Origin of the sequence: Streptomyces sp. NBC_01788 (assembly GCF_035917575.1) — a bacterium.
Classification (GTDB): domain Bacteria; phylum Actinomycetota; class Actinomycetes; order Streptomycetales; family Streptomycetaceae; genus Streptomyces.
This window is the reverse complement of sequence record NZ_CP109090.1, coordinates 687,496-704,167: the sequence shown is the minus strand read 5'-3', so window position 1 is coordinate 704,167 and position 16,672 is coordinate 687,496. Positions and strand designations below refer to the sequence as shown.

The 16,672-nt window shown below is 73.0% G+C and carries 12 protein-coding genes and 1 pseudogene; 3 read left to right on the top strand and 10 right to left on the bottom strand.

Translation table 11 applies throughout. The annotated features are described in order from the left end of the window. Positions 1-46: 46 nt before the first annotated feature. The 5 genes from OIE49_RS03380 to OIE49_RS03360 are packed head-to-tail and all read right to left on the bottom strand — an operon-like array spanning position 47 to position 4,665. Positions 47-1,825, bottom strand: a complete 1,779-nt coding sequence (locus OIE49_RS03380; protein ID WP_326800992.1) for a PP2C family protein-serine/threonine phosphatase — start codon at positions 1,823-1,825, stop codon at positions 47-49. Next, a complete protein-coding gene (locus OIE49_RS03375) occupies positions 1,822-2,910 on the bottom strand; it encodes an ATP-binding SpoIIE family protein phosphatase (RefSeq protein WP_326800991.1) in 1,089 nt (362 codons plus the stop codon). The genes OIE49_RS03380 and OIE49_RS03375 overlap by 4 nt, the downstream gene beginning before the upstream one ends. Next, on the bottom strand, positions 2,910-3,350 hold the full coding sequence (locus OIE49_RS03370) for an anti-sigma regulatory factor (protein WP_326800990.1): 441 nt from the start codon (positions 3,348-3,350) through the stop codon (positions 2,910-2,912). Before OIE49_RS03370 ends, OIE49_RS03375 begins: the two co-directional genes overlap by 1 nt. Beyond that, complete coding sequence (locus OIE49_RS03365) at positions 3,350-3,769, bottom strand: STAS domain-containing protein (RefSeq protein ID WP_326800989.1); 420 nt, start codon at positions 3,767-3,769, stop codon at positions 3,350-3,352. The genes OIE49_RS03370 and OIE49_RS03365 overlap by 1 nt, the downstream gene beginning before the upstream one ends. Then, positions 3,766-4,665 (bottom strand): STAS domain-containing protein, encoded by a 900-nt coding sequence (locus tag OIE49_RS03360; protein WP_326800988.1) that lies wholly within the window; start codon positions 4,663-4,665, stop codon positions 3,766-3,768. The genes OIE49_RS03365 and OIE49_RS03360 overlap by 4 nt, the downstream gene beginning before the upstream one ends. Before the next feature lie 147 nt (positions 4,666-4,812). Here OIE49_RS03360 and OIE49_RS03355 point away from each other — a divergent pair. After that, positions 4,813-5,277 (top strand): annotated as a pseudogene (locus OIE49_RS03355) (MarR family winged helix-turn-helix transcriptional regulator); the annotation flags it as partial. A 64-nt stretch (positions 5,278-5,341) separates the two neighbouring features. Here the strand turns inward: OIE49_RS03355 and OIE49_RS03350 are convergent. The 3 genes from OIE49_RS03350 to OIE49_RS03340 all read right to left on the bottom strand — a co-directional run bounded on the left by OIE49_RS03350 (position 5,342) and on the right by OIE49_RS03340 (position 12,746). Then, entirely contained in the window at positions 5,342-5,728 is a 387-nt protein-coding gene (locus OIE49_RS03350) for an STAS domain-containing protein (protein ID WP_100571290.1), read from the bottom strand. A 207-nt stretch (positions 5,729-5,935) separates the two neighbouring features. Then, positions 5,936-8,377, bottom strand: a complete 2,442-nt coding sequence (locus OIE49_RS03345) for a SpoIIE family protein phosphatase (protein ID WP_326800987.1) — start codon at positions 8,375-8,377, stop codon at positions 5,936-5,938. A 97-nt stretch (positions 8,378-8,474) separates the two neighbouring features. Continuing rightward, positions 8,475-12,746 carry a HAMP domain-containing protein gene (locus tag OIE49_RS03340; RefSeq protein ID WP_326800986.1) on the bottom strand — a complete coding sequence of 1,424 codons (4,272 nt, stop codon included), beginning with the start codon at positions 12,744-12,746 and terminating at the stop codon, positions 8,475-8,477. A 340-nt stretch (positions 12,747-13,086) separates the two neighbouring features. On the opposite strand from OIE49_RS03340, the gene OIE49_RS03335 reads away from it, so the two are divergent. Together OIE49_RS03335 and OIE49_RS03330 are read left to right on the top strand one after the other, a co-directional pair. Next, a complete protein-coding gene (locus tag OIE49_RS03335) occupies positions 13,087-13,476 on the top strand; it encodes an STAS domain-containing protein (RefSeq protein ID WP_326800985.1) in 390 nt (129 codons plus the stop codon). Between the two features lie 152 nt (positions 13,477-13,628). Beyond that, entirely contained in the window at positions 13,629-14,000 is a 372-nt protein-coding gene (locus OIE49_RS03330) for a PRC-barrel domain-containing protein (RefSeq protein WP_326800984.1), read from the top strand. An 88-nt stretch (positions 14,001-14,088) separates the two neighbouring features. On the opposite strand, the gene OIE49_RS03325 is transcribed toward OIE49_RS03330, so the two are convergent. Further along, positions 14,089-14,523 (bottom strand): ATP-binding protein, encoded by a 435-nt coding sequence (locus OIE49_RS03325; RefSeq protein WP_100571295.1) that lies wholly within the window; start codon positions 14,521-14,523, stop codon positions 14,089-14,091. 131 nt (positions 14,524-14,654) lie between these two features. Further along, positions 14,655-16,562, bottom strand: a complete 1,908-nt coding sequence (locus OIE49_RS03320) for an AMP-dependent synthetase/ligase (RefSeq protein WP_326800983.1) — start codon at positions 16,560-16,562, stop codon at positions 14,655-14,657. Between the last annotated feature and the right edge of the window lie 110 nt (positions 16,563-16,672).

Sequence of the window (16,672 nt, the reverse complement as noted above, 5' to 3'; positions counted from 1 at the left end):
GTCGTTCGGGCGTTCGGGCGTTCGGGCGGGCCCGCGCCGCGCGGTGCTACCGCAGGTGGTCCACGCCCGCCGGGATCCGGTCCGGTTCGCCTCCGGCCGCGCTGTCGATGTGGCACAGCAGGAGGCAGACGTCGTCGTCGCGTTCGGAGTCGCTCAGCAGCGGGCCGAGGAGGCGGTCCGCCGAGCCGTCCAGGTCGGCGTCCAGCTCGGCCGGGTCGAACGCGCCCAGCGCGGTGGCGAGGCGGTCGATGCCGGGGTCGATGCCCAGCGCCCGCCGCTCCACGAGGCCGTCCGTGTACAGAGCCAGGGTCGCGCCGGGGGAGAGGCGCACCGTGTGGTCCTCTATCTCCTGCCGCAGCGGGATGCCGAGCATGGCGCCGGGCTTGGCGTCCAGGACGTGTACCCGGCCGTCCGGCAGGCGCAGCACGGGTGGCGGATGGCCCGCGGCGGCCCAGGTGACCGTGGGGTCGTCCGGGCTGAAACGGGCGATGACCGCGGTCGCGAACAGGTCGGGCTGCAGATGGTGCAGGAACACGTGCAGGCGGGTCAGCAGCCGACCGGGGCTGCCGCCGTCGACGGCGTAGGCGCGCAGCGCGGTGCGGAGCTGGCTCATCATCACGGCGGCGTGCAGGCCGTGGCCGGTGACGTCGCCGATGACGGTGATCAGGCTCCCGTCGGGCTGCCGGAAGGCGTCGTACCAGTCCCCGCCGATGTTCAGCCCGTGTGTAGCCGGCATATAGCGCGCGGCCAGGCGCAGGCCCGGTGTGGTGGGCAGGTCGGTGAGCAGGGCGCGCTGCAGCGTCTCGGCGATGTCGCGGTTGTGCTCGAAGCGGCGCGCGTTGTCGAGGGCGACGCTCGCCCGCCGGGCCAGCTCGATCAGCATGACGGCGTCGTCGGGGTCCCAGCGGGCGCCGGGCGGCGTCAGGGTCAGCACACCGAGCGGTGTCCGCCGGGCGAGCAGCGGGACGCACAGCAGGGGCCGGCCGGGGTCGAGCGCCGAGGGCGGCTGGTCGTCGACGCCCGGCAGGTCACCGGGGTGGTCGGCCGCGTACTGCGGGCGGCCGGTACGGGCCGCGAGCACCGCGGCCGCCGGATGCGGGGCGGGCCGGTGCCGGTCGCCCTCGTGGTCGAACAGCCATACGTCGACACGGTCGGCGTACCGGGGTACGAGCAGGCCCGGCAGCCGCCGCAGGATCTCCTCGTGGTTCAGCGAGGTCGTCAGCAGCGCGCTGGCGTCGGCCAGGAACCGCAGTCTGCGGCGGGCCTCCTCGGCCTCGGTGCGCGCGGCGCGTTCGGCCGCGAACGCCTCTCGCTGAGCCCGCCAGGCGGTGTCCAGATCGGCGTGCAGGGCCAGGACTCCCTGGTTGGTCTGATGCAGCTCCTCCCGATGGAAGGCGACCAGCTCCTCCTGCTCCGCGAGCCTCTCCAGCACCACCGCCGTGTCGTCGTCGGCCCCGAGCAGCGCCTCGGCCAGAGCAGCCGCGTCGTCGCCCACCTTCGGCTCCGACTCCGCATCCGGCGACACCTCGCCCTCGGGGCAGGCGGCGACGGACATCCGCCACGAGGTCTCCCCACCGCCCTGCGGGTCATGGACCGGCGCGACTGTGATGCGGAGGGTGCCTGCGTCCACGTCCGCCTCCGGGACCTGGAGGGTGACCGTCCAGGTGCCGCCCTTGGCCAGGCAGTGGCGCAGACGGGTGCCCAGGGCGGTGGTCAGACGGGTGCGTTCGAGCGGGGGGACGCCGTACGCCGCCGCCGTGCGGGCCGTGGCGATACGGGCCCGGACGGCGTCGGTGGCGGTGCTGATCTGCCAGGTGCGCGTCATGGGCGGTCCGGCGGGGCGGGGGTCAGGACGGCCACGGTGGTGTCGTCCCGGACCGGGCTGGCGGAGCTGCCGGTGTCACGCACGGTCAGGGCGGCCGTCACCGCGGGGTCGGCCGCCGTGGGCAGAGCGGCCGCGCCGGGCGGTGCCCACCGGCTGGACAGGCCGTCGCTGTGCAGGACGAGCAGGCGGTCGGGAGCCCAGGCCACCTCGGTCTCGGGCAGCGTCGTGGGCCGGTGCATACCGACGATGCCCGGCCGCGACAGCAGGTGGCGCCAGGTGTCGCCCTCGCGCAGCCGGGCCCCGACATTGCCGATCCCGCAGAAGCGCAGCCGCCCGGCCCGCAGATCCAGCTGGGCCACGGCGACGGCCGCGCCCCGGGTGCCGCGCAGCGCCGTGTCGAGCCGCCGGAGCAGCTCGGTCGGTGTGAGACGGGCCGAGCGGTGCAGGGTCTCGACCGCCGCCGACGAGGCGCGGGCCGCCTCCCGGCCGTGGCCGAGGCCGTCCGCCAGCATGAGGGTCACCAGCTCCCCGGCGCCCGCCCAGGACCAGGCGTCACCCGAGTACTCCGCCCCGGCGTACGGGACGGTGACGCCGCCCGCCCGCACCGCCCCCGCGTAAGGGAGCGCGGCATCGTCGGCCCGGACCGCCCCGGGCCGGGGCGCGGTGGCGCCCACCCGGGCGAGCGCCACCGTGCCCCGGCCGACGACGCTGTGCAGGTGGAACTCGTCGGCCGCGCGGCGGCAGGTGCCGAGCCCGGCCCCGAGCGAGCCGCTGGTCGAGAACCCGTCGTGTCGGGCGGCGGCGACGTCGGGGATGCCGGGACCGTGGTCGACCGCCGTCATCTGCACCACCGGCGCCGGATCGCCGTGACCGCACGGAGCGCTCGGCGGGGGCACGACCTCGACCAGGAGCCGCCCGTCCTCGGCGTACTTGAGCAGGTTGGTGGCGAGTTCGGTCGCCACCAGCGCGGCGGCGGCGGTGCGGGACTCGCCGAGGCCGGCCAGCGCGGCCGCCTCCTCGGCGGCGACCCGCGCGTCGCGCACCCGGGTCGAGTCGGGCACCGGAACCTCCCAGACGCGCGGCATCAGGCTCCCTCGTACGGCCGCACCGGCCGGGTCGCCCAGGAGGTGACGGTGACGGTGGTGCCGGCGCCCGGGGTGCTGTCGATCGCGAACTCGTGCACCAGCCGGCGGGCGCCCCCCAGGCCCATGCCGAGGCCGTCGCCGGAGGTGTAGCCGTCGCTGAGCGCCCGCTCCAGGTCCGTGATGCCGGGCCCCTCGTCGCTGAACGCCAGCCGGAGCCCGTGCACCTGCCCGTCGACCACGTGGGACGCCTGCATCTGCCCGCCCCCGCCGTGCACCAGCGTGTTGCGCGCCAGCTCGCTGGCCGCGGTGACCAGCTTCGTCTGGTCGACCAGGCCGAAGCCGAGCCGCCCGGCCGCCTGGCGCACATGCTGCCGTACCCACACCAGGTCCATGTCCGACCGGATCGGCAGGCAGACCTCGACGCCCGCTGCTGTCCCCATCACCGGCTCCCCGCCTGTGCGCCGCCGGGGCGCGGCGGCGTGGGCCGGGCGGTGACGAGCCGCAGGGCGTCCTCGGCGGTGAGCGCGGTCCGCAGCCCGGGCAGGGTCAGACCCAGTTCGACCATGGTGATCGCCACCGCCGGACGCATCCCGGCCACCACGGTCTGCGCGGCCAGCAGCCTGGCCTTGGCCGCGATCTCGGCCAGCACCCGGCCGAGGAAGGAGTCGACGATCTCCACTCCGGAGACGTCGATGACCACCCCCGTGGCCGTGTGGTGGGCGATGGCCTCGCCGATGTCCTGCTGGAGCTGTTCGGCGGTGCTGTCGTACAGATCGCCCTGGAGCGTGACCAGGAGGACGTCGCCGAGTCTGAGTACCGGCACCTGCCCCGAGCCGGGCGTGGGGAGACGATCGGTCACCGTTCACCCACACCGTGGGGTGCCCGGCTCACGATGTCCGCGCCCAACTGGTGCAGGGCGTGGGCGAGCGCGTCGGCGAGGGTCGCGCGGGTGACGACCGAGCCCAGGTCGAGGCCGAGGTGGACGATGGTCTGCGCGATGGCCGGGCGGATGCCCGAGACCACGCACTCGGCCCCCATCAGCCGGGTGGCCGCCACGGTCTTCATCAGGTGCTGGGCGACCAGCGAGTCGACGGTGGGCACCCCGGTGATGTCGAGGATGGCGAAGCGGGCCTGCTGGTCGACGACCGCCTCGAGGAGCGACTCCATCACCACCTGGCTGCGGGCGCTGTCCAGCGTTCCGATCAGCGGTACCGCGACGATGCCGTCCCACAGCTTGATGACCGGGGTGGCCACCTCGAGCAGCTGGAGCCGCTGACGGTCGATGAGGTCCCGGCCCTCGCTGAGCGCCGTCTGCATCACCACGAGCCGCAGGGTGCCGATGAGCACGGTCAGGACGTTGGCGCACTCCCGCAGGTACTCCTCCGGGGCGCCGGCGAGCTCGGCGGTCAGCAGATCCAGCGCGGGCGGCCGCAGGGCGTCCACGTCCCGCGAGACCTCCGCGGCCGTCAGACCGGTCCTGCCCCGCACGGCGCCCATCCGCGCAAGCTGCTCGCGCACCGGCAGGAAACCGTCGGCGTCCGGGTCGGACACCCGCTCGGAGGCGGCCACCGCGCCCAGGGCGTCGACGACGGCGCGGCCCGCTTCCACCGCCTCGTCGCGGGAGACGGTGAACACGGTCCGGAAGATCGGCTCCTCGGCCCACCGCTGGGCGATCTGCTCCCCGCGACGGCGAAGGAAGTCCCCGACCTCGCGGGCCGGCGATCCGTGCTGTGCTACCGCTGCGTGCTCCGGCACCTGTTCCACTCCTCATCCGCGTTGCACCGTTCCGAATCCGCCCTCCGGGCGGCACCGCGATGCGACTCTTGCCGGGCGACAACTGTTACCACAGGCCGACCAGGGGGGCGAGCTGACAGCCACCGCCAACCCTGCGAGAGTGTCAGCGTGACGTCCTCCCACCCGCGCCCGCGGTCGCCCGGCGAGGCGGCGCGCGCGACCTCCACGGCGGCGGAACTGCTGGAGGTCCTGTGGGGCCGCGCGTCCACAGCTCCCGTCTCCGCCTCCCAGCTCAGGGTGCTGTTCGTCCTCGAACGCAACGAGGGCATCAACCTGCGCACCCTCGCCGCCACCCTGGGCTCCACGCCGCCGTCCACGAGCAGGCTGTGCGACCGGCTGCAAGCGGTGGGCTTCGTACGGCGGCAGGTGGCCGCCACCAGCCGCCGGGAGGTGGAACTGCGCCTCAGCCGCCGCGGCCGCGCGTTCCTGGCCGACGTGCGGGCGCGCCGGGAGACGGAGCTGCGGTCGGTGGTGGAGCGGATGCCGGCCGGCCAGCGGACCGCACTGCTGACCGGGCTCGAGGGGTTCTGCGCGGTCGCGTCGGCACAGATCCACGCCGCGGGCGCGGCGGCCGACGACGGCCCTGCCCGACGCTCTCCCTCCGCGCACACCGAGGCCTCCGCGCCCGCGTCCGCGCTCACTTCGCCCCCGGCTCCTCCGGCTGACGGTCCACCAGGGCCAGTGCCTCCTCGGCGCTCCGCGAGACCGGCACCGTGATGCTGACGCCGGTGAGCTCCAGGATCCGCAGCACCGCCGGGGCGGGGGCGATGATGTGCACACTGCCCGCCCGCTCCCGGGCCTCCTGGTACACCCGCAGGATGATGTTCATGCCCGAGGAGTCCATGAAGGGGACGGCGGACAGCTCCAGCAGGAAGTGCCGTCGACCGTGGTGGAGCTGGTTGGCCAGATGGGCCTGCAACTCCGTGGCGGTGTCGACGTCCAGGTAACCCTCGACCGTGAGCAGGGCGACATCCTCCCGCGGCAGGGTGACCTCCACGGACAGCGGATTGTGGGCAAGGGGCACGAATACCTCCAACGAATGCTGACGCCGGCCAGTGCCGGTTACCCCCGGCGACGCCTTCGACGCACACCGGACCCGCACCGGTGACGTGATCCGTTTCTCATCACCGGTGACGGGAGCAACCCGCACTGCGCCCCCGCGTCTACCCCTGAACCGGGCTCTCATGCCTCGCCACCGTCCATGCCCGCTCGCCGTCGGACCCGCCCGCCGTCAGGCGACCCGGATGCCCACGATGCAGGTGTCGTCGTCCGTGTCCGACTTGCTGTACGTCAGCAGCCGGTCGAGCTGCTGGTCCAGAGTTTTCGGCGCCGAACGGGCCGTGGTCAGCAGATGGCTCAGCGACTCCTCCACGGAGCGGTCCCGGCGCTCGATCAGACCGTCGGTGTACATCAGCAGCGTGTCCTGCGGCGCGAACTGGAGCTCGTCCTCCTCGTACACGGCCTCCGGCACCGCACCCAGCAGCATGCCCCGGACCAGCGGCAGCGGAGCCGCCTCCGCCCCGCGGACCAGCACGGGCGGCAGATGCCCGGCCCGGGCCCAGCGCAGGGTGCGCCGCCCGGGGTCGTACAGGGCGCAGACCGCCGTGGCGGTGACCGCGCCGGTCAGATGGTGCGCCACGATGTTGAGCCACGACAGCAGCTGGCCGGGCCCGGCCCCGGTCACGGCCAGGCCCCGCAGCGCGTTGCGCAGCACCACCATGCTGGTGGCCGCCTCTATGCCGTGGCCGGCGACGTCGCCGACGCACAGCAGCACGAGCCCGGAGGGCAGCACCACCACGTCGTACCAGTCGCCGCCCACCAGATGCTCGGTCTCCGCCGGCCGGTAGCGCACCGCGACGTCCAGACCGCTCACCCGCAGCGGTGCCTGGGTCGGCGGCATGATGGCGTGCTGCAGCTGGAGCGTCAGCCGGTTGCGCTCGGTCGCCTGCTGCTCGGTGTGCGCGAGCTGGTCACGGGTGGCGGCGAGCGCGACCTCCGTCCAGTGCTGCGCGGAGATGTCCTGGTAGGCCCCGCGCACCACGAACAGCCGCCCGTCGGTGTCCAGGACCGGCTCGGCCACCACCCGGATGTGCCGGGTCACCCCGTCCGGCCGCTGGAGCCGGAAGGCCGCGGAGGCCGGACGGCGGTGGTGCAGCAGCGTGCGCAGGAAACGTCGGATGGCCACGGCGTCGTCCGGGTGGGCGTGCGCGGGCAGCTCCTCCAGCGGCACCGGCGTACTCGAAGGCGCACGGCCGTAGAGGCCGAACAACTGGTCGTTCCAGGTGATCTCACTGGTCAGCAGGTTCTCCTCGAAGCCGCCGATCCGGCCGAGGCGCTGCGCGTGCTGGAGCAGACTCGCCAGCCGCGCCGTCTCGTCCTCGATGCGCCAGATCAGCAGCACGCAGCCGCCGTGCCGGCTGATGCTGATGTCCGCCACCGCCGACAGCGGCACCTGGTCGACGAGCGCCGTCAGATGCATGCGCTGCGCCCGGTACGCCTCACCCGTGGCGTACACCCGCTCCACCCGCTGGAACAGCTCGCTCTTCCCGGCGGCCATGGGGAAGGCCTCCAGCAGCAGCGCGCCGTTGACCACGGCCCGCGGCCGGCCGGCCGGGTCCAGGAAGCGGCTGTTGACGTGCTGGATGCGGAAGTCCAGCAGCTGCCCGTCGCCGTCGACGTGCGGGACCAGCACCAGGGCCGGGTCGTGCAGTCCGTCGGCCAGGTCCATCAGCTCGGCGGCGTCCGGCAGCACCCGCGGTTCCTGCCCCACCTCGTGGCGCAGCGTGGACGTCTCCAGCGTGTGCGCGCACAGTTCGGCGAGGGCCTCCACCTGGCGTACGACCTGGGGCGGCTGCGGCTCCAGCGGTCCGGGCCAGGCGATCTCCAGCACCCCGTGGATACGGCCGCCGGTGCCGGCGGGCACCGCCACCCGGCCCCCGTCCGGATGCAGGTGCCGCCCGATGGTGGGCAGTCCGGTCGTGGCGAGCGAGGTGAACCACTGGCCGGTGCGCTCGGTGAGCCCCCGGCGCGCCACCGTGGACACCTCCGGTGGCACATAGCGCCACCGGGTGGCCTCCGCCGGGGAGAAACCGGCGCTGCCCGACAGGGTCAGCGAGCCGTCGGCGCCCGCCGCCCAGACCGCCACGGCCACCGCCCCCAGCGGCCGCAGCGCGTGTTCCAGCAACGAGTCGGCGACGGCCTGGGTGTCGTCCGCGGCCAGCGCGCCGCTCTCCGCGGCGCGCAGCCGCACGGCCGAGGCGCGCTCCAGCGCCCCCTCGGCGGCGGCCAGGAAGGCGTCGGTGACCTCGGAGACTCGGTCGCGGGCGGCCTGGTTGATGACCTCCACCGCGAACTCCAGCGGTGTCACCCGGGCCTGCTCGGCCAGCTCGGCGAGCTGCCGGGCGGCCTGCGCCGGACCGCAGCCCAGCCGCTCCACCAGGATGCCCTTGGCGAGTTCGACCAGGGCCCGGCCCTCGGCCTCCGCCTGCGCCGCCCGCACCTCGCGGCGCAGCCGCTCCACGGTGGCGGCCAGCCGCCCCACGGGGGACGTGGAGTTGGGCGCCGCTGAATCGGACGGCGCCGGGTCGCCGGTGGGCGACGGCGTCCCGGACGCGGACGGCCCTTGACCCGGTCCGGCGGCGGCCGGATCGCGCTGCTGCTCGGACGTGCTCACGATCGACAAGCTCCTCGGCTGAACGGCGCGGGGGTGCGGGAGGTGCCGCGGCGGACCGGGCCCGCCCCGCCGGTGCGGGAGGCGGGCGCCGACGCGCTCACGCGGACAGCCAGTGCCGGACGCAGGCGATGAGGTCGTCCGTGTCCACGGGCTTGGTGACGTAGTCGCTCGCCCCGGACGCCAGCGACTTCTCCCGGTCCCCCGGCATCGCCTTCGCGGTGACGGCGATGATCGGCAGTTCGGCGTACCGCGGCAGCCTGCGGATCTCGGCCGTCGCGGTGTAGCCGTCCATCTCCGGCATCATCACGTCCATCAGGACGAGCGCGACGTCGGGGTTGCCGACCAGCGTCTCGATGCCCTTGCGCCCGTTCTCCGCGTGCAGCACCCGGAAGCCCTGCAGCTCCAGGATCCCGCTGAGCGCGAACAGGTTGCGCGCGTCGTCGTCGACGACGAGGACGGTACGGCCCGCGAAGGCGCCGACGGGCGGTGCGAGGTCCTGCGGTTCCTCGGCCCGCACCAGCGACAGCACGTCCCCGGGCTCCTCGGCCGACAGGTGCAGGGCGATGCGCTCGCGCAGCTCGTCCAGGCTGGAGAGGAACTCCAGCGAGCCGTCGTCCCCACGCGAGCGCAGCGCCTCCGCGCGGGCCACCTCCGGACGCCGGCCGCTGTGCACGAGCACCGGCACGCCCGCCAGCGCCGAGTCGCCCTGGAGCGCCTGCAGGAACCGGGACGCCTCCTCCTCGGGCATGTCCAGGTCGAGGACGACACAGTGGCACGGCTCGGAGGCCAGCGCCCCCGCGGCCTCCTGCGCTCCCACGGCGGTGATGATGTCGACGGTGGGCAGGGCGCCCGTGTCGTCGGCGCCGTGTCGGACCACGTCCGCGACCACGCTCTCCGCGACCAGGGTGAGCAGCCCGCGGGAGCGCTCCTCGACGACCAGCAGCCGCCGTCTGCGCGGCCCGTCGCCGAACGGGAGTACACGCCCGGTCTCCCGGTCCGCCGCGGCGGCCGGCACCAGTTCGGCAGGCGCCTTCTGCGGGGCCCGGCCGCCGCCGAGCACCTGCTCGAAGTCGGGGCGGGTCACCGGCAGGAAGAGCGTGAACGTGCTGCCCCGGCCGGGCACGCTGTCCACGGCGACGGCACCGCCGAGCAGATGCGCGATCTCCCGGGTGATGGACAGCCCGAGGCCGGTCCCGCCGTACTTGCGGCTGGTGGTGCCGTCCGCCTGCTGGAACGCTCCGAAGATCGTCTCCAGATGCTGTTCCGGGATGCCGATGCCGGTGTCCTTGACCCGGAAGGCCACGACCGCGCCGCCCCGCACGACACCGCCGGGCACCTCGTCGTCCGCGGCCGGCTCGATGCACAGCTCGACGCAGCCCTGCTCGGTGAACTTCACCGCGTTGGACAGCAGGTTGCGCAGGACCTGGCGCAGCCGGGAGTCGTCTGTGAGCAGGTCCGCGGGCGCGCCCGCCGCGGTGGTGACCGCGAACTGGAGGCCCTTCTGCGTCGTCATCGGCTGGAAGGTGGCCTCGACGTAGTCGATGAGCTGGCGCAGCGACACCCGCTCAGGGGTGACGTCCATCTTGCCCGCCTCGACCTTCGACAGGTCCAGGATGTCGTTGATCAGCTGGAGCAGGTCGCTGCCCGCGGAGTGGATGATCCCCGCGTACTCGACCTGCTTCGGGGTGAGGTTGCGCGAGGGGTTCTGCGCGAGCAACTGGGCCAGGATGAGCAGGCTGTTGAGCGGGGTGCGCAGCTCGTGGCTCATGTTCGCCAGGAACTCCGACTTGTACTTCGAGGCCAGCGACAACTGCTGGGCGCGGGCCTCCAGTTCCTGCCTGGCCTGCTCGATCTGGAGGTTCTTCGCCTCGATGTCGCGGTTCTGCTCCGCCAGCAGTGAGGCCTTGTCCTCCAGTTCGGCGTTGGAGCGCTGGAGCTCGTCCTGTTGGGACTGCAACTCAGCCGAGCGGGCCTGGAGTTCGGCGGTCAGCCGCTGGGACTCGTCAAGCAGTTCGTCGGTGCGGGCGTTGGCCACGATGGTGTTGACGTTGACCCCGAGGGCCTCGCGCAGCTGTTCCAGGAAGTCCCGGTGGACCGGCGTGAACGCGGCCACCGACGCCAGCTCGATGACGCCGAGGACCTGGTCCTCGAACAGGATCGGCAGCAGGATCAGCGCGCTCGGCACCGCCCGGCCGAGCCCGGAGGAGATGGTGACGTACCCCGCCGGCAGCTCGTCGACCGTGATGGTACGGCGGCTGCGCGCGGCCTGGCCGACCAGCGAGCGGCCGAAGGAGAAGCGGGTGGGCCGCTCGTCGTCGGGGCTGCCGTAGGAGCCGACGAGCCGCAGCTCGGGGCCGCGCTCGCCGTCCTCGGCCAGGTAGAAGGCGCCGTACTGGGCCGACACCAGCGGGGTCAGCTCGTCCATGATCAGTTCGGCGACGACCGGCAGGTCGCGGTGGCCCTGCATCAGGCCGGTGATCCGCGCCAGGTTGCTCTTGAGCCAGTCCTGCTCCTGGTTGGCCCGGGTGGTCTCGCGCAGGGACTCCACCATGGAGTTGATGTTGTCCTTGAGCTCGGCGACCTCGCCGGAGGCCTCCACCGTGATCGAGCGGGTCAGATCGCCCTCGGCCACGGCGCTGGCCACCGCGCCGATCGCCCGCACCTGCCGGGTCAGGTTGCCGGCCAGCTCGTTGACGTTCTCCGTGAGCCGCTTCCAGGTGCCCGAGACGCCCTCCACCTCGGCCTGTCCGCCGAGGCGTCCTTCGGTGCCGACCTCGCGGGCGACGCGGGTGACCTCGTCGGCGAACGCGGACAGGGTGTCGACCATCGTGTTGATGGTCGTCTTCAGCTCCAGGATCTCGCCGCGCGCGTCGACGTCGATCTTCTTCGACAGATCGCCCCTGGCCACCGCGGTCGTCACCAGCGCGATGTTGCGGACCTGACCGGTGAGGTTGTTCGCCATCGAGTTGACGTTGTCGGTGAGGTCCTTCCAGGTGCCCGCGACGTTGGGCACCTGAGCCTGTCCGCCGAGTCGTCCTTCGGTGCCGACCTCGCGGGCGACGCGGGTGACCTCGTCGGCGAACGCGGACAGGGTGTCGACCATCGTGTTGATCACGTCGGCCAGGGCCGCGACCTCGCCCTCGGCCTCGACCGTGATCTTGCGGGACAGATCACCCCGGGCCACGGCGGTGGCGACCTGGGCGATCGAGCGGACCTGGCCGGTCAGGTTGGACGCCATCACGTTGACGTTGTCGGTGAGGTCCTTCCACGTCCCGGAGACGCCCTGGACGTCGGCCTGTCCGCCGAGGCGTCCCTCGGTGCCGACCTCGCGGGCGACGCGGGTGACCTCGTCGGCGAAGGCGGAGAGCTGGTCGACCATCGTGTTGATGGTGTTCTTGAGTTCGAGGATCTCGCCGCGGGCGTCGACGGTGATCTTCTGGGAGAGGTCGCCCTCGGCGACCGCCGTCGCCACCTGGGCGACGTTGCGGACCTGGGCGGTGAGGTTGCCGGCCATGAAGTTGACCGAGTCGGTCAGGTCGCGCCAGGTGCCCCTGACGCCCTGGACGTCGGCCTGTCCGCCGAGGCGTCCCTCGGTGCCGACCTCGCGGGCGACGCGGGTGACCTCGTCGGCGAACGCGGAGAGCTGGTCGACCATCGTGTTGATGGTGTTCTTGAGTTCGAGGATCTCGCCGCGGGCGTCGACGGTGATCTTCTGGGAGAGGTCGCCCTTGGCGACCGCCGTCGTCACCTGGGCGACGTTGCGGACCTGGGCGGTGAGGTTGCCGGCCATGAAGTTGACCGAGTCGGTCAGATCCCGCCACACACCCGCCACTCCGGGCACCTTGGCCTGTCCGCCGAGGCGTCCCTCGGTGCCGACCTCGCGGGCGACGCGGGTGACCTCGTCGGCGAACGCGGAGAGCTGGTCGACCATCGTGTTGACGGTCTCCTTCAGCTGAAGGATCTCGCCGCGCGCGGGCACGTCGATCTTCTGCGACAGATCACCCTTGGCCACCGCCGTCGCCACCTGCGCGATGTCACGCACCTGGGTGGTGAGGTTGCCCGCCATGGCGTTGACCGAGTCGGTCAGATCGGCCCAGGTGCCCGAGACGCCCGGCACCTCCGCCTGACCGCCGAGGGTGCCCTCGGTGCCGACCTCCCGGGCCACCCGGGTGACCTCGGAGGTGAACACGGACAACTGGTCGACCATGCCGTTGAACACGGTCGCGATGTCACCCATGAGCCCGTCGGCTTCCTCCGGCAGGCGCGTGCCGAAGTCGCCGTCCCGCACGGCCGTCAGGCCGGCCAGGAGCTGCCGCAGCTCCCGGTCGCCCGGAACGGCGTCGAGGACCTCGGTTCTGTCGCTGGTCATGCGCACCCTCGTCCCGCTCCCCAGGAGTCCTCGCCGGTGAGGACTCACACTTTCTCCACCGGGCCGTCGCAGGCCCGCTGACGTGCGTGCATTTCCGTGATTTCACGGATCTGCGTGATGAGAAATACGGGGCAGGCTAACCCACTCGGCCTGCCCCGAACAAAACTCGCGCGTCCATATCCGGACCCGTGAATTCGCCCCCGCGCGCAGGTGCATGACCTCGTGATTCAGGGGTACGCGGGCGGTTTGACCGCAGGGCGCTCCATGCCGCACGGCACCGCCGTCCGGCATGACGCTCCTTTCGGAAACAACCCGAAGACCCCGGCCCCGGAAGACCCGTATGACGACAATGCCGCCTTCACCCTTCAGCCTCTTCGTCGAGACCCGCGGAACCGCCGTCGCGGTCCACGTGGAGGGAGACCTCGACTACCTCACCAGTCGCGAACTCCTGGACGCGGTGACCGTGGCGCTCACCCGGCGCCACGCGGCACGGCACCCGGTCGCCGGCATACGCCTCGACTTCTCGCGGCTTCGGAGCGTCGACTCCTCCGGCCTGTCCGCGCTGCTGCGGATCCGGCGGCTCGCGGACGAGGCGGGTCTCGCACTCCACCTGGACGAGCGTCCGGCCGTACTGGAGCGGCTGCTGGACATGACCGGAACGCTGGAACTGCTCACCTCCCCGCCCGGGTACGTCTCCCTGCCCGAGGAGACCACCGGGCCGGGCCGGTAGCCGGCGGCCCGAGCGGACGAGGCGAGCGTGCTTCCCCCACCCCTCCCGCCGAATGCCGTGGTCACAGACGGGTAGTTGGTGCGGTGGGAGCCGATGTGCCGGGATGTCGGCCCGACGCTCGTGACACGTCAGCCCGGGGAGGAAGGAGCAGCGTGACCATAGACAGAATCTGGTCGTATCCGCCGCAGGTCGCTCGAGCCGAGGAAGAGGACCTGACCGGTTTCACCGTCGTCGCCGCCGACGGCACGGTGGGCCACGTGGACCGGGAGGGCGGCCGCTCCGGGATGCGGCACCTGGTCGTGGACACCGGGGTGTGGGTGTTCGGCAGGAGCGTGATGGTGCCGGTCGGCATGGTCGCCGGCATCGACTCCGCGGAGCGGAGGATCACGGTGGCCTGTTCGCGCGGACAGATCAAGGCCGCGCCGCGGTTCAGGACCGACAGCGAGACCAGGGACCCGGAGTATCTGACCCGGGTGGGTGCCTACTACCAGGCGCTTCCGCCGAGCGAGGCGACCAGCGCCTGAGCCGGTGCGGCGAGGCCCGCGGTGCGGGTCCCGGCACCGCGTCCGAGCCCGGACCCCGTCCGCAGCCGGGGCTCCGGGTGATCCGGGCTCACCAGGGCAGGAAGACGTGCACGTCCTTGCCGTGATCGTTGACCACCACGCTCACCTGGTCGCACAGGGTGTGGATCAGGTGCCAGCCGATACCGCCGCCACCCCGGCTGGGGCGGAACGGCCGCGGGGCCGGCTGTGTGGTGCTGGTGTCGCTGAGCGTGACGTGTACCCCGTCGAAGGTGCGGCGCATCCGCAGCTCGAACGGGCCCGGCGCGTACTGCACCGCGTTCGCCGCCAGTTCCGTCACGACCAGCAGGATGTCGTCCCAGTGCTCGGGCGCCGCCGGCCCCGCGCGCCGTGCCACCTCGTCGAGGAAGTCCTCCGCGGCGAGTCGCGCACCCGTGACGTGGTGCAACTCGCCCGCGAAGCGGGCGGTGCGGCTCGGAATGCCCTCGCTGGCCAGTGTGTCGTCCCCACGCGGCTCGAATGCCATCTCGCCTTCCGGCCCGGGCTCGTCGCCGGGCTGTCGTCCTTATCTTTCCCTTGCGTCCCACTGTCTTGTTCCCAGGGGCGAGGAGCCTACGCTTGGGGCGTCGCAGGCAGCGGAAAGGCAGGCGGGAGGCGTCAGCGGAAGACGTCGTCGGGCTCGTCCCAGTCGGCCGTCGGGTCGTGCGCGGCCTCCCGGCGCGCGGCGCGGCTCCGCGCCTGGTACATGGCCTCGATCTCGACCGCGTAGTGCTCCGCGATGGCGTCCCTGCGCAGCTTCATGGACGGCGTGAGCAGCCCGCCCGCCACGTCGAAGGGGGCGGGCAGTACCCGGAAGACCCGGATGGACTCCGAGCGCGACACCGCGCTGTTCGCGGCGGCGACCGCCCGCTCGATCTCCTCCCGCAGCGCGTTCTCCTCACGCGCCTCGTGATCCGGCGCGTCCCCCTGCAGGGCCAGCGCCGCACGCCAGTGGGCCAGGAATTCCGCGTCCAGGGTGATCAGCGCGCCCACGCACGGCCGGTCGTCGCCCACGACCACCGCCTGGTGAACCAGCGGATGCGCCCGCAGCCGCTGCTCCAGCGCGGCCGGGGCCACGCTCTTGCCGCCGTTGGTGACGATGATGTCCTTCTTGCGCCCCGTGATGGTGAGATAGCCCTCGGTGTCCAGCTTGCCGAGGTCTCCCGTGGCCAGCCAGCCGTCGTGCAGCACGGCCCGGGTCGCGGCCTCGTCGCCCACGTACCCCTGGAACAGCGACGGCCCCCGCACCAGGATCTCCCCGTCGTCCGCCACCTCGATCGCCGTGCCCGGCAGCGCCTTGCCGACGGTCCCCGACTTCTCCCGGCCCAGCGGCTGCATGGTGATGCCGCCCGCGGTCTCCGTGAGCCCGTATCCGTCGTGCACGTAGATGCCGATGCCCTCGTAGAACAAGGAGAGGTCCCGGCTGAGCGGGGAGCCGCCGGAGGTGGCCCGGACCACCCTGCCGCCCAGCTCGGTCCGCAGCTTGCGGTACACCGTCCGCTCGTACAGGGCGTGTTGCAGCCGAAGGTCGAGGCCGGGGCCCGGGCCGCGGCCCAGCCGCTGCCGCTCCAGCGCGGTGGCGAAGTCCCGGGCCGTTTCGGCCGCCCGCTCGAACAGCGCGCCGCGCCCCGCCTGCTGGGCCGCGCGCAGGAAGTTCTTGTAGATCTTCTCGAAGACGGAGGGCACGGCGTGGAAGTACGTCGGCCTGAACGAGCGCAGCGCCGACGCCAGCGCCTCCTCGCCCAGCTCCGGCTCGTGGCCCATCAGGATGCCGCCGCGCAGGCACAGGCTCTGGATCATCAGCCCGTACACGTGCGAGAAGGGCAGGAAGGCGAGCACCGACGCCTGCTCGCCGGGCGGCGCGGCGGTGTGCCCCCAGCCTGCAAGCAGCGTGTCGCAGGGGTTCGCCAGCGCGCGGTGGCTCAGCGCGCAGCCCAGCGCGCGGCCCGTGGTGCCGGAGGTGTAGGCGATCGCCGCGGTCGCGTCGGGCAGCACGATCCGGCGCAGCGAGTTCACCGTGGTCGGCGGTACCACCGCCCCCTGCTCCACCAGGTGCTCCAGCGCGTCCGCGTCGAGCTGCCAGACGTGCTGGAGCCGGGGCAGCGTCGCGCACAGCGGGCCGACCGTCATCACGCCCTGCTCGTCCTCGACGACGACGGCCACGCACTCCGAGTCGCGCAGGATCCACTCGACCTGCTCGCGCGAGGAGGCCGGGTGGATCGGGACGACCTCGGCGCCCACCGCCCACAGCGCGTACGCGAGGACCGTCCACTCGTACCGGGTGCGGGCCATGACCGCCACCCGGTGGCCGGGCGAGATCCTGGCGGCCACCAGCCCCCTGGCCAGGTCGGTCACCTGCTCCCGCAGCTCCGCGGCGGTCACCTCCTCCCACACCGGGGAGGAGGGGTCGGCGCGGCGCGCGAGCACCGGCAGGTCGGGACGGGTCTCCGCGGTCTCGAAGACGCTGTCCGCGAGCCCACCGGCCGGCGGGGCGACAGTGGACGGAGCGAGGGCGAGGTCGCGCATGCGCTGCTCCTGAGGTTCACGGAGGTGACTGCGCCGGTGACGGACTCGGTCGACGCGGATCGAATGTAGCCCAGGTCCGCACGTCACGGGTCCCGAACTGGGAAGTAGCC